Here is a 22,381-nt window from a genome sequence, read left to right on the forward strand (position 1 = left end):
CCGTTTAGCCATCCGTGCACCAATGCCGTTCAGGTCTGAAACTGGCCCGGAGAAGGCCAAATGAATGCAGCTTCTGCAGCCACTGTGCGTCATTGACATCAGTCTTGCGACCGGGAACATTTTTTGCGTCTCTGGCATTAACAAGGATCACATTGAAACCCGCAGCTTCAAGGATCTCAAAAGCAGGCAACCAGTAAACGCCTGTGGACTCCATGGCGTTGGTCGTAATGTGACAGGTTTTGAGCCAATCGGACATCCGATGAAGGTCGCCTGTGAAACGTTGAAAAGTTTTGACCGGCTCGGCGTCAGCATCAGGCGGTACGGCGACAACGTGGAATTCAGCGCCAATATCAACGCCAGCAGCATGAGGATGGACAATAGACATTCGGGAGGATTTTTTCATGGAAATCTCCTTGCTCATTTTCGATGAACGAAGGAGGGGACGACGGAGAAATCACCTTCCTGAACGGGATCAAAGTCACCACTGTCGGATCCGCCACAGTCCCTGAACCATGTTTTTACGGGGTCATACCACCAAAAGGCCGACGGCTGCTTCCTTCGCTAAATTAGCCTGCCAACTTTTCCGAGGAGTTTCTGAGACTCAGGACGGAGTTTCACCCATGGACAGTTTTTTAATATCGTATTCTGTTCCTCCAGGCGGCGAACCTGCTTTTCCAGATCGCGAATACGTTGCTGCTCTGCAGTAATGGGTGTTGCAGAGGGCGTAATACCCTGACACTCCCGCCTGAGCTGGCGCACCCAGCTCTCAAGCGTGGTAGAACCGACATTCATCGCTTCACTGGCTTGTCGATATGAGTAGCCCTTATCAAAAATCAGCTGTGCACATTCCAGCCTAAACTCTGGGGTGAATGTACGTTTGGTTTTCTTGTTCATTAAGTCACCTGTTGTGTGTTGAGGTGAGGATATCATCTTTAATCAGGTGGCCAAATTTACTGTGCCACTACACTTGACTCAGAATTCGACAATAAAACTGAGGTTATCCTGATAGTTACCCACCGGAACTTCGCTCTGCGCCGCATTGACTGCCGCTTTATACGGAATGCTTTGTGCCAGTCCTGTGCCAGCACCGCTCTTTTTATTGGTACTGTCCCAAACGGTCGTCGTATTAGGCAGGTAAATCTGATACTGCATGAAATTGCTGGCGCCGCTTTTCATGCGGCGCCAACCGGTGATGGGGTTATTGCCATTGGTGAAATAGGTGTTATATCCCTCGGTTTTGGTGCAGGTCAGGGTGATGCTCTGATTGATAGGATTGAACTGCCCGACCAGCGCCATACTGCCAAAATTGACGTTAGGCGCAGTACCTATCAGGCAGTCTTTGGTGATGGTGACGCTGACGCTGACCGTGCTGGGTTTATTGACGCCATCCCACCAGATGCATGCGCCTAAGACACCGAGACCACAGATATGGTAATTCCAGATCAGGTTGATGCTGTCGGTATAGGTTCCCGAGCGCACATTGGCACCTACGGTGGTTTTGATATACAGCGGAAAATTGACGTTGGCGGAAATCAGGATCAGTGACAGCAGGTTTAGCGAACTGTAATCGATGGTTTGGCCAGTGCTGTAAGGGTATTGGTAGTTGGCGTCGGGATAAATCAGGTACGCGATTTTATCGCCTGAACCGTCGGTATTGGTTAACGCCATGCCGTTGGTGGTCGACGCAACCTTTACCGTGACGGTGTTCTGCGACAGCAGCGATAGTCCAAGACCGGTGCAGTATAGACCGGCAGTGCCCTGAGCATTGAGCTGCCCATTGTACACGACAAGGGAGCTACTTCCTGGCAAGGTGACACTGCCATTGGTGGTATCGCAGTCGGCTAATGTATGCTGACAAAACAGCAGTAAGGAGCCCAACAGTAGCATCTTTAATCCCCGAAACATAGTGACTCTCCGTCGTTGAATTAGCGGCAGACAACCGGGCCGACGCGCTGAATGCCCTGGTTTTTCTCTAAGCTGAATTCCGCCTGACACGGCGGGCCGCCGTCGGCCGGGATCACGCTCAGGCGATTGTGTTGTTGCACCGGGTCGATATAGGCCATGCCATCCCAACCGACATAGCTCTGCTGATGGCCGCCAACCACCGCCACCTGGCTGCCGTTGGCCAACGGTTTGCCTTGCTCGTCAACCAGTTCGACGTCGGCGGCGGAGATGGGTTGGATGGGAAACTCAACCAGAAAACCGCTGTGATCGCGAATGGCGACGGTTTTCTCCACCGTCGGCAGCGCGACGTCGGCGGGCAGGCTGAGCGGATCAATCTGGAATTTCGCATGATAGTAAGAGGTGACAGTCGGCACCAGTAAATAGCCCTGGGCATCGGTCTTGCCGATAAGCTGGTTCTCATAGCTCACCGGAATGTCGGCGTATCCTTGCGTGGACACCAACGCAAAGGCATCGTTGATGGTATTGGTGGCATACACGCCGCCGTTCATCGCCACGAGCGAACCGCTGATTTCTCCCCAGTGGTTGATATCATCACGGGTGCCGTATACGCCCGCTCGGGCTTCGAGCCTGCGGGCTCGCCAGGTCAGATCCGCCTGGCGATAATCGCCGCCGCTCGGGTTATTGGCGTAGGCCAGATCCCAGCCTAAACCGCCATCAGTCGGCGCGGCACGGCTGTAGCTGACGCGCTCGCTCCAGCGGTTGTTGTTGTCGCGCGCGGCGCTGACGCTGGTTGTGCCCCAGCGGTCAAACGGAATGGAGAGCTGCAGTTGGGCACTGTAACCGCTGCTGCCGATTTCCCGATTCAGTGAGGCGTACAGGCTGCTGTTGCCCCAAAGCGACATACTGTAGGAAAGGTTCACCAGGCGGGTACGCTGAGCGATGGCATCGCGTACGTCAAAATAGCCAACGCCGAGGCTACCGAGCCGGCCCAGGCCGACGCTACCGGTCAACTGATCGGTGCGGCGGCTCAGACGGTAGTCGCTTTTATACACGGATATGTCGCCAAAATCGGCGCTGCGCAGGATACGCTGTGCGTTGAGGCTGAAACGTTGGGTGCTGTAGGTATAGCCAAAGCTCCTCTGATCGCCGTGGTTACCGGTGTAGCGATAGACGGGCTGAGGGTCCGGCTGTTGCAACGGCCTGCCGGTCAGCGGATCGTAATAAGTGGGGAATTGTATCGGCCGGCCGCCGTTAAACGCTTCGTCGCCGGCCTGGCTGACGCTGTAGGATCCATTGATAACCCCCCATTGCCCAATGCGAATGTCAGCACCCATGCCACCAACCGCCAACTCGGCTGCACCTTCGGCCCGACCTTCCAGGGTGAACCAATCATTGACGCCGTAACGTAAACTGGCACTGCCTACCCATTGACCGTAATCGACAGAATTTACCCCGTAGTTGCGCCGCAGCCAGCCGGTGGAAATGCTGAAATCGCTCATACCGGTCTGCAGCAGGTTGCTGGCCACGTAGAACGGTACTGTAGTGCTGACCTGACGGCCGAGGGCGTCGGTGGTGACGACGGTGGCCTGACCCGCACCGTTAATGTAGGGCACGCTGTTGAGGGTGAACGGCCCAGGATTGATGTTGGTGGTGCTGTTTTTATAGCTGTTGATGTATAAATCAACACTGCTGGGCAGTGCCGCCTGGCCGGAAAACTGCGGCAGCGGATAGGTGATAAGATCCGGGCGTACCGCGAAATTGCGCGCCAATTGCAAGCCGCCGATGCGCACGGCGCTGCTCCAGGGGAGCGAGCCGGTGGTAAGGTCACCGGCGGTCAGACTCAGCATCCGCTGGTCATCGTTGAAACGCCAGTAGCTGTCGTACCGAATATAGCGGCCGCCATCGTCGTTTGGCCCGCTGTTAAACCCGCTGCGGTAGATGCCGGTGTTGGCGATGACGCCGAAACCGTCGAACAGCCTCTGTTCGCTCCACGCCGACAGGTAACCCGGCCGGCCATTGCCGTTGCTTTGACTGGCATAGATACCGTAGTTAAACAGCAAACCCAGGCTGCTTTGCGCCGGCAAGCGCTGTAATGATGAACGGGCGCCAATGGTTTGCTGCGGCAACCAGTCGTTGGGCACGTTAATCAGCAACTGCTGGCTCTCGCCGCTGTAGCTGACATCCACCTTCTCCAGCCGATCGACGGCGATTTCTTTCGCCTGTTTATCCGCTACCGGCAGCCCGGCGTCGAGCAGTTGTTGGGCCGTCATGTAGTAATGGCCACCACGGTAGTTGACGGGTACGACGTTGCCGGTTTGCCGCCCGTTGACGACCGGCTCCAGATACAGCGTGGTGTCCGGCATGCTGATAGCAGCAGGTGACGGCAGATCGTCGCCGAGCGCAAACGGCAGCCAACCGCCAGCAGCCACACCCAGCATGGAAAACGCCAGTGCCTTACCGCTGAAACACCGCGGCAGTAACCTCCTTGTCGACTGCATCTGGACCTCAGTACAACGGAATAACGACAGGTTGTTTGTTGTCATTGACCGTAGCCATCAGCTTGCCGCTGCTGAAACCGCCGGCGGGCGGCAAGGCGAAGCGCATCTGCGAACCGGACAGCACGTATCCCATCAGGCCGGGATTCAGGCTGCGGCCTTGCAGCGTCACTTTCGAAATACGGGCATGCACTGCGCCTTGATTTCGCACCTCCAGCCCGCGTTCGCTGCTTTGCGGCTGTAGACGATAGCTGAGCTGGGGTTGGCTGGCGGTCGCGTAATCGCGCGGTTTTTCGCTGTCCTGTTTGGTCCACACACCCTTGCCGCTGACGAACAGTGGCACCGAGTAGCGCATCTGGAATTTCAGCCCCATCTCCGCACCGGAGAGGGAAGCATCCGACGATTTTTCTTGCACCGGCACTTCATCAACTAAAACACGGTAGGCGCGCTCCTGTCCCGCCGCCGGGGCCGACTGTTTGATAAGACGTATTAACTGGCGTTTACCCGGTGCGATCGACGCCACCGGCGGGCTGGCAATGACGTCACTTTGGTTGCTGTAATCGTCTTTGCCCGCGGTTTGTTGCCAACCCAACACGCGTATTTGCATATAGACCGGTTTGCTGTCGCGATTTTCCAGCCACAGCGCGGTGGCCTGCTGTTGATCTTCAATCACCGGATCGATAGGCCAAATGAGAATGGAAGCCGCGGCCAGAGCGTGCTGCTGGCTTGCAAGGAGCACGGCTGCTGTTAACGGCAGGTGGAAAGGTATACGCATAACTCAATCCTTATTGCAAAAAAACTTAATAGGTCACCGTCAATAAGACGCTATCGCTGTAAACGCCTCTGGTGGGCAGGGTACTGCTTGAGAACAGACGGGCGTAAACCTTGATTTCTTGCGTGCTGCCGGTGGCGGCGACGGTCTGCGTCGCGCCGCCGTTGGCGCCATCGCCCCAAAGGGTGGCGTAGTTGCTGTCTTGATAAAGTTGATACAGCAGCGTTTCCGACGTGGCGGAGTTTTGTAATTTTCTGCCGCCGGCGATAGAGCCTGTCACATGATTGCCTACGCCGAGGGCCAGTGTGACATTCAGTCCCGGGTTACAGCGAAACAGCACCGAACCGGCGCCACTGCCGGAGACGATGCTGACTGGGTGGCCAAGCGAGGACAATGTGCCGAAGTTCAGGGTGCCAAAGGTGGCCACGTCACTGACGCCGTTGCCCAATACACAACCTTTTACTACCGTTGCATTGACGGTGAACGGTTGGCTTTTGGACATGTCGTTGACCCCGGTATCGCTTTGGGCCGGGGAAAGCGGCAGGCAAAGCAGCAAACTACAGAGTAAAACGCGCATCGTCATTACCAATAAACCGTGACCTGTACCGTATCGGTATAACTGCCTTTAGAGGGAGTGGACTGCGCCGGGATCATGCCATAGACCGGCAGCCAGTTGTCCGAACCGTTGGCGGTTTGTGTCACGCCCGTCAGATTATCCCAAATGGTGCTGTGGGCGGCGTTGGTGTACAGGTTGTAATTCACCCGTTGCCCGGCCGCACTTTGCAGGTAGCGGGCAGAAGTATCATCGCTTTGCCCGCCGTCAAGCAGAACGCTGTAGCTGGTGCCGTTGGTGCATTTCACCCGAACGGCACCGGCGTTTTGCTGCCCGGCGACGCTGGTTGCGGTGCTGAGAAAATACAGCGTTCCGAAATTCAGCGTGCCGAAGCTGACGTTGCCGCCTGAACTGCTGCCGGCCTCACAGGTGCTGACCAAGATTACGCTGACACCGATAGTCGCCGTTTTACTGTCGGCCTGCACCAATAGGCTACAGGCCCACAATCCGCAACAACAAAGCGCGCACCGCACCGTTACCAAGTGACCGTCATCGTGACGGTGTCATTATAAGTGTCCGCTGCCGGTGTCGAACCAGCTGCCGGCACGCGGCCATAGACAGTCAAAGGAACGGCAGTGCCGGTGCCGGTGGCGGTCAGTGCGTTGGCACCGCTGCCCCAGGCGGTGGTACGTGCGGTATCCTGGTAAAGGTTATAATTGATAAATGCGCCCGCCGTGCTGGCCATACGGCGTTGGGTGCCTGAAGTGACGTTAAGCCCGTTGTCCAGCGCCACCGTGTAGTCTGTGCCGGTGGTGCAGGTCAATGACAGCGTACCGGCCCCCCCTGCGCCGGTGGCGCTGGCGTCGATAATGTTGTTCAGTGAAGAGTAAGTGCCGAAACTGATGGCACCAAAGTCGTTGACGGAACCACTGCTGTCACCTCCGCCAACAATGCAACCTGCGCCGATGGTCAATGTCACACCCAATGAACCTTGAATGGCGCCGGCGTTAACCGCACCGTTGGCACACAGCATGACGACCGCAACGAGCGCGATAAATATCTTTTCCATAAGAAATCCTATTTAAATAGTGGGAAAATCCCTAATTAATCCGACACACAGGGAGGCCCCACGGTGCCATATATCAAAAACAGTGTTTCAACCAGTAATGAACTGGCGCTGATAAGCGTAGTCAATTCGATTTCGGTCACGCATAGAATAAAAAGAAAAATCCTATTTTCTCTCAAGTCGGTGCTCTATCCACCGCCGTTACAATAAACAGGGAGCATCGCGACATCATAAAACTCACCGCCGCAAAAAATTCGTATGGCGGCGACGACACCAGCCTCAGGGCCTGTATTCCATCATGCCTGCAGTATGTATTTTGTCGCTTACGCCCTGTGCGATGGCTGGCTATTCGTGAACTGTACGCCCGCGAATACCTTAAGGGTGATGACGGGAAATATTTCGTTCAACAGACGTCATTGAAATACTGTCCCCATTGCGCTCAGCGCCCCTCTTCCTCCGTTGTTAAAAAGGGACAACGACTCTGAATTTACGGGGAAGATGCCGGATAAATCGAGAAAATGTGGGGCGAAAAATTGAAGGTGAGTGCATATGCCATCATCAGGATAGTCCCCATTGTGCGCTGGGCTGGATGACTATATTTGACGTCACCGGAAAATCTCGCACTTGCCAGAATATGCAGCTACCAGATGCGGGTTATATCTGATGATGACGGGTGCAATATGTGGAACTGGGGCACTGCAATAAACGCGATACAACCATAAAAAAGCCCCTCTGGGTAGGGGCAAAAGACTAACAAACGCCAACAATGGCGAACCCTCTAGCAATGAACACTATGGCGAGCTCATCGCTGTAGGAAAACTTTAAGTTATCTTAACTGAACAAAACCTCAATGAGGGTACGAAAAAGTCTGATAGATTATATCTGACGCATGAGGGGGATAATGCTCCTCAATGTCAGGGAGGTTGGTCTGTCATCATGCAGTACAATAATACCGCACCAAAAAACATATTATCGATGCCGCTGACATCCAAGAAAAATAACGCCTATCTATAGGATCCATTCTAAACACCCAATCAATTGAACATAATTTTGCAAGAAGATATTTTTTTAGGCGCATTAACCAGTTGTATAACCCAGCAGTCCGGTTCTTTTTTTATTGAAAAAATCTCGAAGTAATTACCGGGTGCAATCACAGTTTCATGTTCATTGGCGGAGGATATCTTAATCGCACTAACCTGTGATCGAGGAGACAACTCGTAAAGAACAGGTACCCCGCTGTGACCAGAATACTTACCAAAAAAATCTCTTGCTGTTTTCTTTCCCTTATGATGATATTTCCCATCAGTAATGTCAGGAGAGAATGACAAAAAGGCGACATTTTTAAGAACATCACCTGCTTTATAATTCTTTAACGTCACTTCTGATAAGCGAGTCCCTCGATACTGATACTCAGAATAGATATTCGTTCCACCGGCTAAAGAGGCTCGCATGACAGCCAAAGGATCTCCTTTACCAAAAGCACTTTTAAGTTTTTCTCTCATATACTGAGGAAGAAGAGAAGCGCCATCCGTACCTTTTTCTCCGGCTCCAGCTGCTATGGCTTTATCAACCGTTTCGTATACAACTGGCAGTGGTTTTACAAGATATAGGTTACGAGCACGCGTATTGATAAATAAAGCCCCTGCATTTGTTGAATAAAATCGCTGAACATATTTCCGCTCATCGTCCGTGAGTTTGAATGTGGGGTCGCTCATTAATTTGTCTTGAGCAGATTTCTTTTCTATTACTTTCATTATCGCTGATGCCGAGTGCTGAACATAACTCTCATATTCTTGCTCCGGATACGATAAATGTAAAAATTTTTCCACGTACAAACGTATACTGGCATGACGACTTTCACAATAGTCTTTAATTACCTTATCGGCATATTTATGATTGAGGAAGTTATCAACATCTATTTTAACAGACTCATCAAGCGATGGTTGATTGGTGCTCGATACGTTTTTGACGGATTGTGTTGAACTATCAACACTCGATTGTTGTCCCCCTTGAGAGATACTCCCCCCCGAAACAGAAACTCGCGCCAATGCATTGGCGACAGCATCAACATCATCAGCAGGCTTTGCTTTATTTTTTTTCGAATACTCTTGTTCCATAACCCCTACCTCTTTTGCTTTAATAAATCATAATAAGTAAACCTCTCCTTGCTGTGTGATCGTTATAATCCAAACAAGCAATGAAATATCCCGTCCCCAGTCAGAGCCTCTGACTAGGCAGCCGCACTGAGTTTTTTCAAACAAATCATCAACTCCTGGAGTTCCCGGGGTAGGTGGAACAATGTTGATAAATCGAGCATAAATACCGCAGCACTAGTGCACATCAATAACCGGTTATTTCTCTATGGAGACTGGCCGTTGTTGATTGGAGCAAGGCAGATAAAATACCACAAATCAGGTAAAGCCAGACCATCACAGTATTAAACACCTGGCATTGCCTATGCACTGACATACATCATTTCGCTCCAGTAAAGCGATAACCTTATGATTTAAACTGCACAAACACTTAAAAACAACAGATAAAAAAGAATGAGATACCCCTGCCTTAAAAAACTTCATTCGTTGATAACCTAATGTTATCAAAGCAAGGCACACGCCAATAAATTTATTATATCCACAGACTGAATGTCACTCATCTTAAACAGTTAAGTGACCGCAGTCCTCGCGGTTCGACTCTGACATTCAATGCCTATCCCGTGTCAGGCATCAATTTTGGCTGGTATGAAGGACTGGATGTCACAGAGGACAGCTGACGTCACCTTCAGGGCAGTTCAGTAAGCTCAGTAGCTCTTGAGTTCGCTGTTTTGTCTTGTCCTGAAGACATATAGCTGTGTTCATCGGATTGACCGTGCCATCACTGGATTTATACGTTTGGAATTTACAGTCGGCATCGCGATAACTGATCCATTTATTTTGAGCAGACTTCAGCAGATTTTTTTGATCGCCAGAAGTCAGTTTCAAAATTTTCTGGTAGGTAGTGTTCAACTCTTTATCTGCTTTTTTGTAGTCTGCATAGGCGCATTCATTCATGTCCAACTGAGTTTGAACATTGTCGCAATCAGCCGCGGTAGTTTGAAACAATGGAAACAGGAATAACAATGCAGCAATCATTTTTTTCATACTTCCGTCCTGTACACGTAATAAAGCGAGAATGAGTCATCATAAGTAGTGCCCAACGGGTTTATCCCAATTGGCACTTTAAAATGAAGCTACTGCCCAAGCAATTGATAGAAGGTTGGATTATCTACACATTGTCCACCACCGCATTCGAGCACGGTTGAGACCAGGTTGGCGGCAATCACCAGGGCAAACAGCAGCATGGCAAGCTTCCCCCACAACGAAACGGTGAATGTTTCTTCTGCTACCTGCCGATCTTTGCCCAGCATCATCATCACGGCAATCGCCACTACGGCGATAATGGATGACAGCAGAGCCCAGGTATAGAAATGCAGCCCCAGGAAGGTTGAACCGTAACCGGCATCACCTGGCAGGATATGCAAAAACATCTGACGCGCTGCGATCGAACCGGTCACCACACAGCCAAACAACGCCATACCGTAATGTGCCCCCTTAATGCCGAAGCGCACATTGAATAAGAAACCGCAGCCAATCAATATCAGACCGACGCGCTGTAACAAACACAGTGGGCAGGGTAAATCAAACAGCGCCAGTTGATAATAGAAAGCCACCGAGAGCGCGGCGCTAATGCCAAACAGGCTGAGTGTATTCATCCCTATGGGCAGGCCATTATCTTTAGGAAAATTTATTGAAATTGCCATGATTAAATTCCGTTCAGAAGGAAAGAGGTAGCGGATCGGTGGCGTGGTGTTTGAACCAGAATAAAGTGATAATCAACAGGATAAACCACAGGATATACGTTAATTTCTTTTTGCCAGCAATCGTACTGAGCACCGCGCCCAAAGCGATAAGAAAGGGCAGGAACATATACATGAAAAATCTCCGTGATTGCAGAATGACAAAATAGTGTAGGGATATTGTAGTTGATTTATTGGGCTTTATGTCATAATAACCGTATCTTTACTTTTCCAATGAGAGAATATTCTTAAACTCCCGAGGCATCGCTTAAATGGAGAACCCCTCCTTTTATTGTTAGATTCATGGCGTCGCATCCAGGTATTTCCTTCAAACAATTGCCACTCACGGCCTCCCCCCCTCCAGCACATGGCCGCCAGCCAGCCCTGATTTTTCTTGACGGGGAGCCCGAGCCGGTTGTCGGTAAAAGCTCTTGAGTCCCCATTTGTCAGGATGAATAAAATAGCGTTTTCTGGCATGCAAATAAGAATTAGGCCTCTCCTCAGTTGAGTTCAAAATTGAAATCAGGGTTAATCTAACGGTTCAACGAACATATCCATCGCAAACCCCTTATATTGAAGGTGCCTAGTTTATTTACTCTTTTCCTTTAGCCCCGTGGGTAATGCATCACTGAACTTTCTGAACCGGGCCTCTTTGGCTACCTGATACCCGTCAATCTCATTGTTGGCGATCTCTTGATTTATCAGCGCAGCCGGAAATCCTTTTTGGCGCATCTCTTGTTTTATCCGTGTGGGGCCGTACGGTCACCTTGTGAGCGTACCTTGTGAGCGTACCTTCCGCGCTTCCGGTGGTGGCCTAGGCTGCCCGCCGATGAACTTCAGTCAGCTGCCGTGGTTTCCCTGGCGCACTGAGAGCACACCGCTTACACGGGTTCCAGTACGATGGTATGACCGGTCGCCGACTTACCGAGCAGTCGGGTGCCCAGACCGAACTCTGCCATGACGTACATAAACCGCTCAACGTCACCGATGACACAAAAGGGTATCGGGTGCAGATGGCGTCCGTCCTGGGCAAAGGCGGCGTTCAACGCCGCTTTTTCGACGTAGAACCCATTGTGCTGTGACGGCACCGGCATTACGCAGGACTTCCACTCTTTCGCGTCCAGCACATAATTGTCCCAGCCCTGATCTTTCAGGGTTTCGGACGCATAGGTGAGCCGGAACAGGTCGGATTGTGCGGCCAGATTGCCACTGCAGGAGCGCCAGAGGTACTCAAGATGCTGGCGCAGTTTGCTGGCCGGTCCGTGTTTGCGGCCGCGCTCAAGTAACCACTGAATGTCAATAGCCACGCTTTTGGGGAAGCGCTTTTGCTTTTGGGCAGTGGACAGCCAACGGGTCAGGAACAGGTTTTCGGCATACGGCGTGCTGCCCGCGCCATCCTGACGGGCCAGCCCCAGCGCCACCAGAGCGCAGAACGCCAGATGGCTGAGCGCTGAGGTGGTGCTCTCTGTGAAAATAGATTCAGTCTTGTTTAGCAATGGCTGCCCTGCCCGTCGAAACGAAGAATTAGTGGCGGATCTACGCCAGGTCGTCAGCGGTTAGACCGGTAATCTGCATCACCGTCTCGCAATCGAGGGCGCTGGTGAGTATTGTGCAGGCAACTTCGCGTTTGCCTTCATGGCGCCCTTTATCAGTCCCGCGTTGTTCACTTAATTGGATACCCTTCTGTACCCGCTGTTGTGCAATAGTCATCCGTTCATCATATTACGAGACAATTGGGTTCTGTCGCATCTCCGCCCAGCAATATTTTTATATGTAGACGCTACATTCTAACCATGAACTTCAGGTAAAGCAGGTGCCAGTGGCCGCTATTATGGGGTGGCGCCTTTCAACCCACTTTCAGCGCTAACGCCCGTTAGCTGGTTAAGCTGAAGGACACCATTATGCTTCTGTCGCATTAATGACAGAGTGTCGGCAGAAGTTGCACTTCCTGCTTTTTAGGCAGCCAACAGATAAAATTTTTCCGCTGGTGACAATCCATTACGTTGCGGATGTTAATATTATCCCTTGCGTATCATGAGAGTCAACTTAATGTAGCCAAGAGCATTTGTGCCCACTAAAATACGACATTCCCTGGCATCAATCTATTCGACGCTTTATATTAATGGGCTTTTTCTCCACAAGATTATTCACCATTAGTTAAAAAATTGAGTCAACGGTTCCCTGTAACACGCGCTTCTTCATCCGGGCCGTGCTAATAAGCATATCAGTGTAGTGAACCGGTCAACCACAACCTTTAGGTGGTGTATTCTCAGTCCATGCAGCAATGGCTAACTCATCAAGCCAGACCCTCTGCGAACCGCGCCGCCTGAGCACCTTATTGTAGACTAACCAATTGTTGATTTTAAACTTTTGCTTCATCATAGGACCTGACGCGGAAAAAACGGTAGCGTTCAGAACCGCCAATCTCCCGAAAGTGCGATTTATTCAACAAAGCCTACCTAGTGTTTGACTCACATCACTGGAACTGCAGTAGTTAAACAGAGTTTCTGACCTTTGAGTTTATCATTATAATAAAGCAATAATTACAGCTAGCGATTGCGCTCACGCAACAATTTCTTAAATACGTGAGCGCAACATTATCCATACTGAAAATCAAATTACCGCCTTAATTACTCATTTTTTATTTCTCTCCACAGCATCCCAACATGAGGTGCACTATCTCTATCTTTAACACGACCTCGTTCATTGGTCCTCATATAGTACTTGCCGTCATGTTCCACTTGAGCACCGCACTGATACTCACCGCTCCCACTCCAAGATGCGACACCCGACTTATTCTTCACATCCTCAGAAACACTCGAATTATTCTTCACACTCTCAGAAATATTTGTCGTTTGAGCAGGTACTGGGCTACTACAACTATATTTATCTCCCGTTAGTCCCATTTTATTACAAACCGTTGTTAACACATCATGTGGCGTTGCCCAATCACTGTGCCAATTCCCTTTATCATAGCGGACGTCTTTAAACAAATCCCACATGATAATACCATCTTTATGTTGTTCAATAACTTTATCAACAGTAGCGGTAAGCTCTTGTTTCCCTAACGGCAGGCCACCTGTTGCAGGCGCACCGACTTCAAAGCCCACCAAGATAGGTGGCGCGATATTTAAACGTTGGGGATGCATTTCCACTGCCGGCCAAGGCTTACCCGTTGCTGTGATCGCAGCCCCTGCCGTGGCATCCTGACCCGCCTTGAGCCAGTTGATATATTGGTTATAATAAAAATTCACTTGACCAGGAAGGTCACAAGGAATGTTGCCCCTCTCCGGACCACAATCCTTCTTATCCAAATCATATGACATAATACCAATATAACTTAGACGATTAATCGTATCTGGATAGAGCAGAGCCGTATTATAAATTAAACCATAAAGATTCCCCCCCCACCATGCACCACCCAGTGTACTTACCTTATCAAAAACAGTGCCATAGTTATCTGACATATTTGGTATCCCGCCAACGGCTGGACCCGCAGTGCTCACTTTCAGCTTGTCAGTACCAGAAGACTGCTTATCAATGGCGCGATAGATAGCTTGTAGTATGGCATTGTACTTTTGGATAGTGAATGGCATCGCCATCGAGTATTTATCCTTACCATTGTCAGCCTTAGTCGTCATCTTCTCCATTCGGTCATCATAAATATTATGCCCCTCCTTCCCCGTCGGATCGACATTACCTAAACGCATTAAATCGACAGATGACATATTTTTTTTAGCAGTTACATTTTTACTGTCTGGTATAAGTTGCCACTCTTTCGCATTAATATCCGCATGCCAGAACTCTTCGTAATCAACATCAATCCCCGTCGCACCCAAATCATAAGCAAGTTGGACTATATTGCCGTATGCTTTTTTGGCGTCATCACCAACAATCGCACTTTCAAATTCTGGCCGTGGAATTCCCCCCTTAGACATAGGATTAGGGAATGTATCGTAAACCGCACCTTTCTCATTACCGCAGGCATTTGCTTTGCCTGCAGTTTTATCATAAATTTCCGGATTACAACTAAAGTTCCACCCACCCACTGCGATATACGTTGAAACACCCTGTGCTTTTAAGTCAGCAATGATACTTTTTAGCTGTTTGAAATCAGAAATAGCTTTGTCTTTGCTTACCTTTTCATTACCTACCTGTCTCCCATCCTTAACCTCACACATATAAGCAAACAACCCAGTACACGCCAGTGAACCTGATGTGTAATTTGTGAGGCTGGGATGTACAAAGGAAATCACTATCGTGTTAAACGATGCCTTGTTTGAGGCAATGTTATCACTGAGTTTTTTCAAGTTATCGAGACCGGAGTATTCATCTTGCCCAGACAGGTAATACGCAGATATAGTGGGTTGTGCCGCCAGTACAGAAAATGGCATGCCAGCGAAAAGTGAAGCGCCCAAGGACAGGGTCGCTAACGCTTTTGATTTAAAACCTATTTTGGAACCGTTATGTTCTATCATAGCCTTCCTCATATCGTCATAAACTTTCATCATAAGCATCACAGCATTAGCATGACTCATCATATTAGCTGATTACATACCCCCTCCTTTACACAGACTTAGCCACTTGATTGATATTAATTTGGCCAAAAGCACCCCAAGCTAAAAAATCCCCATGAAATAATGGATTGTGGCCATAGACTCCGGGGAAGGAATTACCCGTAAGTGAGCGTTTAATTCCCCCCCCCCCAACATATTAAAACCTATCCCTACCAACAAACCATATCGCACCGACATAAAAAAGAGGATTACTCTTACTGCAATACTGCGAGATTTTATAATCCTCATTCAGTCACCAAGCACAAAGTCAGAAGAAATGATTTAACTAGAATTCTCAGCCACTATTGCGGCTGAGAATTACATAACAACTTTAAATTTTTAAACAAATTTATCCACAACGGAAAGATTTCACTTTATTACTTCATACACGAGAACATCAGCAACATTCAAAAAACTCTTCTTTGTATCGTCAGGATTTGCCATGGGAGCCCCATGAATTTGAAGTTCAAGACCACGCTTCACTTCACTAGGACTGTTAAACGTGCATTTAACCTCGATCCACTCATTTTTTTTCTTTTCATCAGGAAGTGCTTGATCCCATAGAGGCTGATGGGCATCGTGGTAATTCAAGGAAATCTTCCCTCCAAGTTCGCCGCATACATTCAATGAAATTTCGTATATCTTACCGCTTTTAATGTTAATAGGCTGCCTAATGGTCTCTGTACTACCCACTTTGCAATATGGCTTTATTGTCTTCACTTCCATCTCGCCAATAACTTCGCTCAAGCCGCCAAAAGTACGTGAAAAAGCCCAGCCAGAGACTTTGTTATCTTTGGTTTTAGTGAAATCGCCATTCTTAATCAAATTTTCACTCATTATATAACCTCACGTGTGTTTTTAACATTATATACCTACCAGACACCTGGCATTATTGAGTGTAGTTGGGCAACTATCTTTAGCAAGTTTTTCAATGTAAAATCACTATACTCAGAGCATGATTAACAGCTGCGCAAACTTGTTAAAGTCAATACACAGCAGACACCTTACTGTCAGTAAATTACGTATTAAGCATATACTGTCAGAGCGGGCGTTTATTTATTGCATCCAGTGCAGAAGAGGGCCTATTTTTTACTGTACACATGACTTATAACGCCGATGTACAGTCACAACAATAATGCTAGCCACAAAAACCCATAATCATTTAAATCCAGCAAGCGTTCGCTTTGCTCTCGCCTCACGACACTGTCGACTGATACACTGTGAAAGTTACCGACTTATCTTATATGTGAGCCGGTGGTCGGTTTAGGCTGGAATACGTAATGTCCTCATACACATCATTGTTCCTTCCTATATTTTGAACATAACCGCCCTGAACACCCTCATTTTTATCATGATGTTTATCGGTTCGTTTTACTTCGCGTTTATACATACCGACCTCCATTCTCGCACGCTATAACACCGCGACACATGAGTGATAAATAAAAGTGGCAACATTGGCTTTGCAAAAATAACCCTTCACAGCCCCCACACGCTTACACTTCCATATTTACGGGAATAATATGAGGCAAGGTGTCAATAAACATCAATGTGAATACAGGCCACCGACAATGCTTAGGTCATGACCCGCTTTTGACATAAGGATGCTCGGGCCTCGCACCAGTGTCGCTCACTCCATTTCTCCGCTAACGCCAAACTCGCCAACCAATAATACGCCGCATCCTCAAAGCAGGCGTCTCGCTCCAGCAATGCCGCTTGCTCCATCAGGGCGAACAAACGCTTTCGGGGGGTATTAACACACATTGCGTTCTTGCTCATTGTGCTCTTTCTCATTCGTCTCTCCTGACAATGCACACCCTTCAACCACCTCAACCTTGTTCACAGACAACGATGACACCGTGATACCAGCGCCATCATCTCTTCCCTTTCCCTTCCCCCACCTCACTGAGCCAGCCGCACTGACTCGTCGACACAAAATGCTGCATCAAGCCTTGCAAACCCGACGCATTCAGTTTTTTTAGGGCTTTTTGTTGCAAAGTATACAACGTCTTGCTGCTACAACCCCGCCGCTGAGATTGCAGATAAATGGGGATTTCCTTCAAGGAGTTCGACAACACTTCACGCTCGGCCGAGGAGAGTCTCAACGCCGGCATGTACGGTAACACCTCATCGTCACCTTCCTGCGACAATGTCCCCTGCGATAGCACCACTCGGCGTAGCCACGTAACGGGACTCTGTGCACACACAATACGAACAGGATTGCGCATCCCACAACAAACCAGCACGCGTCTGATCATAACATTGGCCTCAAAAGGGGAGAGCACGATCAGACGCAGGAATCCCGCTGCGGCCATCCTTTTCCCCTCCAAATACAACAGCTGCTGTAATGCCAGAGCTGGCTTGGGCGGCAAACGTAAAATCAGGCACCGCTCTACAGGGACCCCATCTGAAAACGCATCCTCCACCCGGACATGGTCTCTAATACCCACATCATAAGAGGCGCCAAGCATCAGCATCTGCCGCAGCCCCTGTCGTCCATATTGGCAAGAATCAACCACAGTGATCCCCGAAGCCCGGTTGACATGACGGTAAGACAGGGTGGCTTTTGTTCCCACAAAGTGCTCACTGTGATACATATCGTTTGTCACGGCACGGCCTCCCATCCCTGTCCCTAACCACCTTTGTATTCCTCATGAATACCTCTCCGCCCGTCATGACAGTGCACACATTTTCCATCATCGATGCCTCCGGATTGTCCTTACTCAAGCCCTTGTCACTCATATCGCATTCACTCATCTAACATCACGCGGTTAGGACGCTGCAAAAACCAGCGGCGTAACCGTTGCTGTTCCTGTTCGCGGACTTTGCGCGCAGCAAGTTCAGCAACCCCCTCCTCAGCACAACGTCTCCTGCGAGAACTTCGCCTATCAACAATGTCCATCGGCGGCAAAGCCAAGATGCGCACGGCACCTCGCCGTGGTCGCAAAAATGAGATCTGCGTTTCAAAACGAGAAAAGTAACGCAACACTGCCCGCGCACGGCTCGTCTCAACCCTGAATGCCTGGTGCACGGCTTTCGCCGTCAGATCGTTCCCCGTACACCACCCCCAGTGCGCCGCCATCAGATACAACGGCAATGAGGGCAAATGTGACAGGCACTCCGGCCTATAAAATGTCTCTCGCTCACGCTGACACGCGTTCTTATCAATGACAGTCCCATCCTTTTTTTGTTGGCCTACCATTTACCCTCCTCACTGACACTCTTGTATTAAAGACCCAAGACATGAGATGCATTGCCACCGAACCTAATAGGCATAACCCAACAACGGGATAACAAAAACTCGCCCACATAACGGCATCTCGATGCGGATAGGAAAATAAAAACGTTAATTAAATAAATTTTAAATAGATTCAAATGACTTTAAAGAGCCACAAATGACATTTTGAATAAAACAATAAACAGAAGGATAGCACCCACGGAAATAATGAAGCACGTTTGATTCATATATCACCCGAGATAAAAAATAACTAACAGCATCAACAAAATTCCCTGTATAACTTCACCACACATCAATGAAGCTATAACACAGATATACGTCATGATGTCATCAGTAACGTTATAATAGATTTGACAGAGTGAATGAAGAGGACGTTTCAACACACTGTGTTTTTGCACAATACGCAATAAAGATATCACTGACGGACAATAGTATTATGCCTGTATCATCTTATTATTGGCCATCTTCGCCGTGACCGCATACACCGCAGACTGCACGCTCGTCTCCCCCACCACCAACGTCGCCTTCAGTCCAGCACCCGCCTGACCCGCGACATAGCGCGCGACGTAGGTCCCATCGCGGTTGTCCGTCCAGGTCACCTCCTGTGACTTGGCGTGTGGCACGCTCACCCTCAGTACCGATGCCAGGCCAGTCTCCGCGTTGCCCTGCGCATTTTTCACCGTCACCGTTACCACCATTTCACCACCGGCAACATAGCTAGCCTGGCCCAATGCAATGCTCGAAAGCGCCGTCTTGATATCGATAACCCTTGCATCAAAGGTTTCAATCGGCACGGGCTTCTCTCCATCGTTCAACAAGAATGGCACGGTGACGGAATATAACAGTGATAATCGAGGGCGGTGTCCCAAGGCTTGCCAAAACGTTCCTAAACTGGTCAAGTTTTCCTGCGGGGGGATCACTCGAGCATAGGCTCCCTCAATCCCTTCCAAGACACGATGGTTCAACAAGGCCTGCAGCGTCTTGGTGATGGTCTGTATCGCCTGGTTATCGGGGGCACTATCCGGGCCTTTACTGTCTTTTCCCGGTGATTGAGTTTCCCAATACGTAATCAGGTAGTTACAATTTAAATTAACCCAGCTCGCATGTGAGGCGTCTGGTACCGTTCTCAAAGAAGGGTACCGACTTTGTCGCAATTCCAAATCTTCATGTACATCATACAAAAATACACTTACCGTTGGTGCCGGCTGCACACTGTTCATTTCTGGCAGGTCAAACCGAATATCAATAGCATTGTTAAAATACTTCTCCAACACCGTTTTTAGCGCGGTATTTACTTTCACAATAGTATCTTCAGACATTGTCACCTCACGCATAATAAAAACATTCAGAGCGGTAAGCGCCCCAGTTTGGCAAGCTCTCGATTGATCGCCTGCTCAATATGATACAACTGTATGGCTTCAGCGCCGGCATCAACGGCCAACACCGTAGCCAACAACGCCACATTACGGATATTGGCGCCCGTCAGTTCACTCCTGGCCGCCAGAGAGGCGATGTCGACCTCCTCAGCAACGCTCAGTGTCGATGGCCATATTGACCGCCACATCTCTTCCCTCAAGGCGAGGTCCGGATACGTAAAGCGCGTAATGAAGGTAAATCGTCGATTAAACGCACTGTCGAGATGACTGCGGTTATTGGTGGCCAGAATAACTAAACCGGGATAGGTTTCCAGCCGTTGAAGCAAATAGGACACCTCAATATTGGCATGCCGGTCACGCGCATCTTTGGTCTCACTTCGCTTGCCAAACAAGGCATCGGCTTCGTCAAAAAATAATACGCCACTGTCAGCCTGAGCCAGGTCGAAAATCCGCGACAGGTTTTTCTCGGTTTCCCCAATGAATTTATCCACCACATTGGGCAAGTCCACCTTAATCAAATCGACCCCCAGATGTTGGGCGATGACTTCAGCCGCCAGGGTCTTCCCCGTGCCGGATTCGCCATAGAACAACACGCTGACACCGGTTTCAGCCCCGGCCTTACGCTGAAAATGCGCATTGATAATGGTCTCCTTCAACCGAATGGTCGACAGGATTTCCCCAAGCTGCCCTTTCAACTCCGCAGACACCACTAAATCCTCAAAGGTGCGACGAGGCGTGATGCGCTGTGCCAACTTACCGAAGTTCATCCGCGAGCGATAAGATAATGCCGAGTGCAAATTCGCCATGACAAGTTCGGGCGACTCTTTTATCGCACGATAATAATCCGCCTCGCTGAGCAACCGCGAGGCATCCGCGGGACAAAAATGATAACGCTGGGCGAGCGTCCGTACCGCTTGCTCTTCTTCATCGTCGAAAAGGGCCGGCCACGCGGCTTGTAACCCCTTCACTTTCTCCTCCAGAGACGGGGATGGCATAACTAAATAGACGTAGGGCAACGCTCTGAACCCAGGTACTTCAGCAGGGGTTTCCGGCAAAATAAAAAGCGGCAAACAAACCTGCGGCAACAATTTCTCCAAGGTTCGGATAACGCTGCTCTTGCCTGTCTCGGGCTCACTGAAACTCCCCAAAATCAACACGGCATTATCCAATAGGGTGTCACGCACAATGTCCGTGGTTATCTGCTTTTGTTTTTCAACAGACAACTCATGCATATCGCTGACATCAAAGCACGATACCGTACGCGCTTCTGCAGCCAATATGTTGGCCAGAGCGTGCTCCCGGCCATCTCGCTGATTGCCTTCAATCACAACGACCGGCGCAGGGATCTCGAGAAAAGCGGGGGCTGCGCGGGACAACGCCGACGCCAGTTCTGGGGGACTCCAGGCCACATTGTCGCGCTCTACCCGACGATAGAATGCGTAGCGTTGACTGGACAGCGTTCCATTGCCACAAAAAAACTGCCAGACCGACTCATGGACGACATAAGACTGCGCCATCGCACTGCCTTTTCCAGCTTGAGTTTCAGATAACAGAGCGAACTGAAACAACGGGGATGCCGGATGCAAGGCGGCCTGCAGCAGGCGATACTTTATTTGCGAGCCGGAAAATAATCGGACCAAGACGGCCCGACTGACCCCGTCTTGAAACCCACCATAAGGCAGTTGACTGTAGTCATCACTCAAACGCGGCAACAAGGCCGCCAACAGCACCCCCTGTTCAAACGGGGTCAGGTCAAAAGCCGACGAGAGAAACTGCAAGCGGTGACTCAATTCCTCATCCTGGTCAGGCAGATAAATCCCAATGTCCTCTACATCAAAATAAGGCGGATGCGGATCGCTCAAGTAACCGTCGATATGTTCAACAGGCACAAAGAGAGGCTGCATCGGCTCGGGCGGCTCACCGACACGTAGCAAATAATCCCGCTGAAAAAGCAAGGCAATGCGCCCAATATGATAACTGAAGCCCTCATGTTCGTGGATGCCGCGCTCCGCAGAAAACGGCAAGGAGTCAAATGCGAATGTCATGGGGATATCCTAGATGGTGTATGAGTCCCCCACCTTAAACCTGCAAGGGAGCCGTATAAGGGAAATGATTATTTTAGATGTGGCCGTCCATGCGGTCACCCTGGTGATATCTGAGACGAAGTATCATTTCGCCCTGAGATATTTAACTCAGACAGAGACACAGAGAGAATAATTCATGTACATGCTGGCGACACAATGAAAAAAACCGCCAATCATTTATTAATCCACCTTCATTAACATCCAGAAAATCAAGGGTATCGTTACAATAATGATAATAAAAATCGCAATTGAGATAATGATTTCATAAATCACGTTTAGCTCCCCAATGCCTTGATGCAGACCTGCGCTGAATAAAAAGATCTGTAGCGAATAATAACGCCGTCGAGAATGCACTGCGGATAGTCAGCATGGACCGTAGAATCGTCCTATTCTTCGGTTCTGCACGCAGTGATAAAGCGAACTACTGTTGTATGAACTGGCCGGTTGCCAGCACGGTACTACACAGACATCCAGTTGTTATCGGAGACAAAACCGGCCTCCTTCTGC

Annotated in this window: 21 protein-coding genes and 3 pseudogenes; all 24 read right to left on the reverse strand. The window is 49.6% G+C overall.

The window, feature by feature from the left end:
* Nucleotides 1–4: 4 nt before the first annotated feature.
* Complete coding sequence (locus AAZT04_RS25350) at nucleotides 5–403, reverse strand: IS110 family transposase (RefSeq protein ID WP_425314000.1); 399 nt, start codon at nucleotides 401–403, stop codon at nucleotides 5–7.
* 227 nt (nucleotides 404–630) lie between these two features.
* Nucleotides 631–930 (reverse strand): annotated as a pseudogene (locus AAZT04_RS25355) (transposase); the annotation flags it as partial.
* Between the two features lie 42 nt (nucleotides 931–972).
* Nucleotides 973–1,905 carry a Csu type fimbrial protein gene (locus AAZT04_RS25360; RefSeq protein WP_434682250.1) on the reverse strand — a complete coding sequence of 311 codons (933 nt, stop codon included), beginning with the start codon at nucleotides 1,903–1,905 and terminating at the stop codon, nucleotides 973–975.
* 20 nt (nucleotides 1,906–1,925) lie between these two features.
* On the reverse strand, nucleotides 1,926–4,343 hold the full coding sequence (locus AAZT04_RS25365) for a fimbria/pilus outer membrane usher protein (protein ID WP_434682284.1): 2,418 nt from the start codon (nucleotides 4,341–4,343) through the stop codon (nucleotides 1,926–1,928).
* 67 nt (nucleotides 4,344–4,410) lie between these two features.
* Nucleotides 4,411–5,175, reverse strand: a complete 765-nt coding sequence (locus AAZT04_RS25370) for a fimbrial biogenesis chaperone (protein WP_434682252.1) — start codon at nucleotides 5,173–5,175, stop codon at nucleotides 4,411–4,413.
* A 25-nt stretch (nucleotides 5,176–5,200) separates the two neighbouring features.
* Nucleotides 5,201–5,749, reverse strand: coding sequence for a Csu type fimbrial protein (locus tag AAZT04_RS25375; RefSeq protein ID WP_434682287.1), 549 nt, complete (start codon nucleotides 5,747–5,749; stop codon nucleotides 5,201–5,203).
* A gap of 5 nt (nucleotides 5,750–5,754) precedes the next feature.
* Nucleotides 5,755–6,210 (reverse strand): Csu type fimbrial protein, encoded by a 456-nt coding sequence (locus AAZT04_RS25380; protein ID WP_242498895.1) that lies wholly within the window; start codon nucleotides 6,208–6,210, stop codon nucleotides 5,755–5,757.
* Between the two features lie 50 nt (nucleotides 6,211–6,260).
* A complete protein-coding gene (locus tag AAZT04_RS25385) occupies nucleotides 6,261–6,794 on the reverse strand; it encodes a Csu type fimbrial protein (RefSeq protein WP_129984068.1) in 534 nt (177 codons plus the stop codon).
* 1,031 nt (nucleotides 6,795–7,825) lie between these two features.
* Nucleotides 7,826–8,908 carry a hypothetical protein gene (locus AAZT04_RS25390; protein WP_434682255.1) on the reverse strand — a complete coding sequence of 361 codons (1,083 nt, stop codon included), beginning with the start codon at nucleotides 8,906–8,908 and terminating at the stop codon, nucleotides 7,826–7,828.
* 636 nt (nucleotides 8,909–9,544) lie between these two features.
* Entirely contained in the window at nucleotides 9,545–9,928 is a 384-nt protein-coding gene (locus AAZT04_RS25395) for a lysozyme inhibitor LprI family protein (RefSeq protein ID WP_434682257.1), read from the reverse strand.
* Nucleotides 9,929–10,017: 89 nt separating this feature from the next.
* Nucleotides 10,018–10,587 (reverse strand): disulfide bond formation protein B, encoded by a 570-nt coding sequence (locus tag AAZT04_RS25400; protein WP_129984066.1) that lies wholly within the window; start codon nucleotides 10,585–10,587, stop codon nucleotides 10,018–10,020.
* Between the two features lie 13 nt (nucleotides 10,588–10,600).
* Nucleotides 10,601–10,759 (reverse strand): DUF5993 family protein, encoded by a 159-nt coding sequence (locus tag AAZT04_RS25405; protein ID WP_165367054.1) that lies wholly within the window; start codon nucleotides 10,757–10,759, stop codon nucleotides 10,601–10,603.
* Between the two features lie 452 nt (nucleotides 10,760–11,211).
* Entirely contained in the window at nucleotides 11,212–11,355 is a 144-nt protein-coding gene (locus tag AAZT04_RS25410) for a hypothetical protein (RefSeq protein ID WP_129984065.1), read from the reverse strand.
* A 149-nt stretch (nucleotides 11,356–11,504) separates the two neighbouring features.
* The gene (locus AAZT04_RS25415) at nucleotides 11,505–12,119 is read right to left on the reverse strand and encodes a DUF2913 family protein (protein ID WP_129984064.1); all 615 of its coding nucleotides are present in this window, start codon (nucleotides 12,117–12,119) and stop codon (nucleotides 11,505–11,507) included.
* A 40-nt stretch (nucleotides 12,120–12,159) separates the two neighbouring features.
* Nucleotides 12,160–12,333, reverse strand: coding sequence for a hypothetical protein (locus AAZT04_RS25420; protein WP_434682261.1), 174 nt, complete (start codon nucleotides 12,331–12,333; stop codon nucleotides 12,160–12,162).
* Nucleotides 12,334–12,635: 302 nt separating this feature from the next.
* A pseudogene (locus tag AAZT04_RS25425) lies at nucleotides 12,636–12,774 on the reverse strand (IS6 family transposase); the annotation flags it as partial.
* Nucleotides 12,775–12,783: 9 nt separating this feature from the next.
* Nucleotides 12,784–13,005, reverse strand: a pseudogene (locus AAZT04_RS25430) (transposase); the annotation flags it as partial.
* 248 nt (nucleotides 13,006–13,253) lie between these two features.
* Nucleotides 13,254–15,101, reverse strand: coding sequence for a toxin (locus AAZT04_RS25435; RefSeq protein ID WP_434682263.1), 1,848 nt, complete (start codon nucleotides 15,099–15,101; stop codon nucleotides 13,254–13,256).
* A gap of 447 nt (nucleotides 15,102–15,548) precedes the next feature.
* Nucleotides 15,549–16,016, reverse strand: coding sequence for a hypothetical protein (locus AAZT04_RS25440; protein ID WP_434682266.1), 468 nt, complete (start codon nucleotides 16,014–16,016; stop codon nucleotides 15,549–15,551).
* A gap of 735 nt (nucleotides 16,017–16,751) precedes the next feature.
* Nucleotides 16,752–16,970 (reverse strand): ANR family transcriptional regulator, encoded by a 219-nt coding sequence (locus AAZT04_RS25445; protein WP_129984061.1) that lies wholly within the window; start codon nucleotides 16,968–16,970, stop codon nucleotides 16,752–16,754.
* 80 nt (nucleotides 16,971–17,050) lie between these two features.
* A complete protein-coding gene (locus AAZT04_RS25450) occupies nucleotides 17,051–17,785 on the reverse strand; it encodes a helix-turn-helix transcriptional regulator (RefSeq protein ID WP_434682270.1) in 735 nt (244 codons plus the stop codon).
* Nucleotides 17,786–17,925: 140 nt separating this feature from the next.
* On the reverse strand, nucleotides 17,926–18,378 hold the full coding sequence (locus AAZT04_RS25455; RefSeq protein WP_129984059.1) for a hypothetical protein: 453 nt from the start codon (nucleotides 18,376–18,378) through the stop codon (nucleotides 17,926–17,928).
* Between the two features lie 470 nt (nucleotides 18,379–18,848).
* Nucleotides 18,849–19,733, reverse strand: coding sequence for a Pvc16 family protein (locus tag AAZT04_RS25460; protein WP_434682273.1), 885 nt, complete (start codon nucleotides 19,731–19,733; stop codon nucleotides 18,849–18,851).
* A 26-nt stretch (nucleotides 19,734–19,759) separates the two neighbouring features.
* Nucleotides 19,760–21,835: an ATP-binding protein gene (locus AAZT04_RS25465; RefSeq protein WP_434682276.1), complete on the reverse strand. Its 2,076-nt coding sequence runs from the start codon at nucleotides 21,833–21,835 to the stop codon at nucleotides 19,760–19,762.
* Nucleotides 21,836–22,381 lie beyond the last annotated feature (546 nt).

Source organism: Serratia sp. Je.1.23.a, from assembly GCF_051129805.1.
GTDB lineage: Bacteria > Pseudomonadota > Gammaproteobacteria > Enterobacterales > Enterobacteriaceae > Serratia > Serratia liquefaciens.

What these genes read in the sequence shown, in the direction of transcription:
- AAZT04_RS25365 (WP_434682284.1), bottom strand. Translation starts at nt 4,343, where the DNA reads ATGCTGGGTGTGGCTGCTGGCGGTTGGCTGCCGTTTGCGCTCGGCGAC.
- AAZT04_RS25465 (WP_434682276.1), bottom strand. Translation starts at nt 21,835, where the DNA reads ATGACATTCGCATTTGACTCCTTGCCGTTTTCTGCGGAGCGCGGCATC.
- AAZT04_RS25460 (WP_434682273.1), bottom strand. Translation starts at nt 19,733, where the DNA reads ATGTCTGAAGATACTATTGTGAAAGTAAATACCGCGCTAAAAACGGTG.
- AAZT04_RS25455 (WP_129984059.1), bottom strand. Translation starts at nt 18,378, where the DNA reads ATGGTAGGCCAACAAAAAAAGGATGGGACTGTCATTGATAAGAACGCG.
- AAZT04_RS25435 (WP_434682263.1), bottom strand. Translation starts at nt 15,101, where the DNA reads ATGATAGAACATAACGGTTCCAAAATAGGTTTTAAATCAAAAGCGTTA.
- AAZT04_RS25390 (WP_434682255.1), bottom strand. Translation starts at nt 8,908, where the DNA reads ATGGAACAAGAGTATTCGAAAAAAAATAAAGCAAAGCCTGCTGATGAT.
- AAZT04_RS25400 (WP_129984066.1), bottom strand. Translation starts at nt 10,587, where the DNA reads ATGGCAATTTCAATAAATTTTCCTAAAGATAATGGCCTGCCCATAGGG.
- AAZT04_RS25445 (WP_129984061.1), bottom strand. Translation starts at nt 16,970, where the DNA reads ATGAGAAAGAGCACAATGAGCAAGAACGCAATGTGTGTTAATACCCCC.
- AAZT04_RS25410 (WP_129984065.1), bottom strand. Translation starts at nt 11,355, where the DNA reads ATGCGCCAAAAAGGATTTCCGGCTGCGCTGATAAATCAAGAGATCGCC.
- AAZT04_RS25375 (WP_434682287.1), bottom strand. Translation starts at nt 5,749, where the DNA reads ATGCGCGTTTTACTCTGTAGTTTGCTGCTTTGCCTGCCGCTTTCCCCG.
- AAZT04_RS25350 (WP_425314000.1), bottom strand. Translation starts at nt 403, where the DNA reads ATGAAAAAATCCTCCCGAATGTCTATTGTCCATCCTCATGCTGCTGGC.
- AAZT04_RS25360 (WP_434682250.1), bottom strand. Translation starts at nt 1,905, where the DNA reads ATGTTTCGGGGATTAAAGATGCTACTGTTGGGCTCCTTACTGCTGTTT.
- AAZT04_RS25395 (WP_434682257.1), bottom strand. Translation starts at nt 9,928, where the DNA reads ATGAAAAAAATGATTGCTGCATTGTTATTCCTGTTTCCATTGTTTCAA.
- AAZT04_RS25385 (WP_129984068.1), bottom strand. Translation starts at nt 6,794, where the DNA reads ATGGAAAAGATATTTATCGCGCTCGTTGCGGTCGTCATGCTGTGTGCC.
- AAZT04_RS25420 (WP_434682261.1), bottom strand. Translation starts at nt 12,333, where the DNA reads ATGACTATTGCACAACAGCGGGTACAGAAGGGTATCCAATTAAGTGAA.
- AAZT04_RS25405 (WP_165367054.1), bottom strand. Translation starts at nt 10,759, where the DNA reads ATGTATATGTTCCTGCCCTTTCTTATCGCTTTGGGCGCGGTGCTCAGT.
- AAZT04_RS25370 (WP_434682252.1), bottom strand. Translation starts at nt 5,175, where the DNA reads ATGCGTATACCTTTCCACCTGCCGTTAACAGCAGCCGTGCTCCTTGCA.
- AAZT04_RS25440 (WP_434682266.1), bottom strand. Translation starts at nt 16,016, where the DNA reads ATGAGTGAAAATTTGATTAAGAATGGCGATTTCACTAAAACCAAAGAT.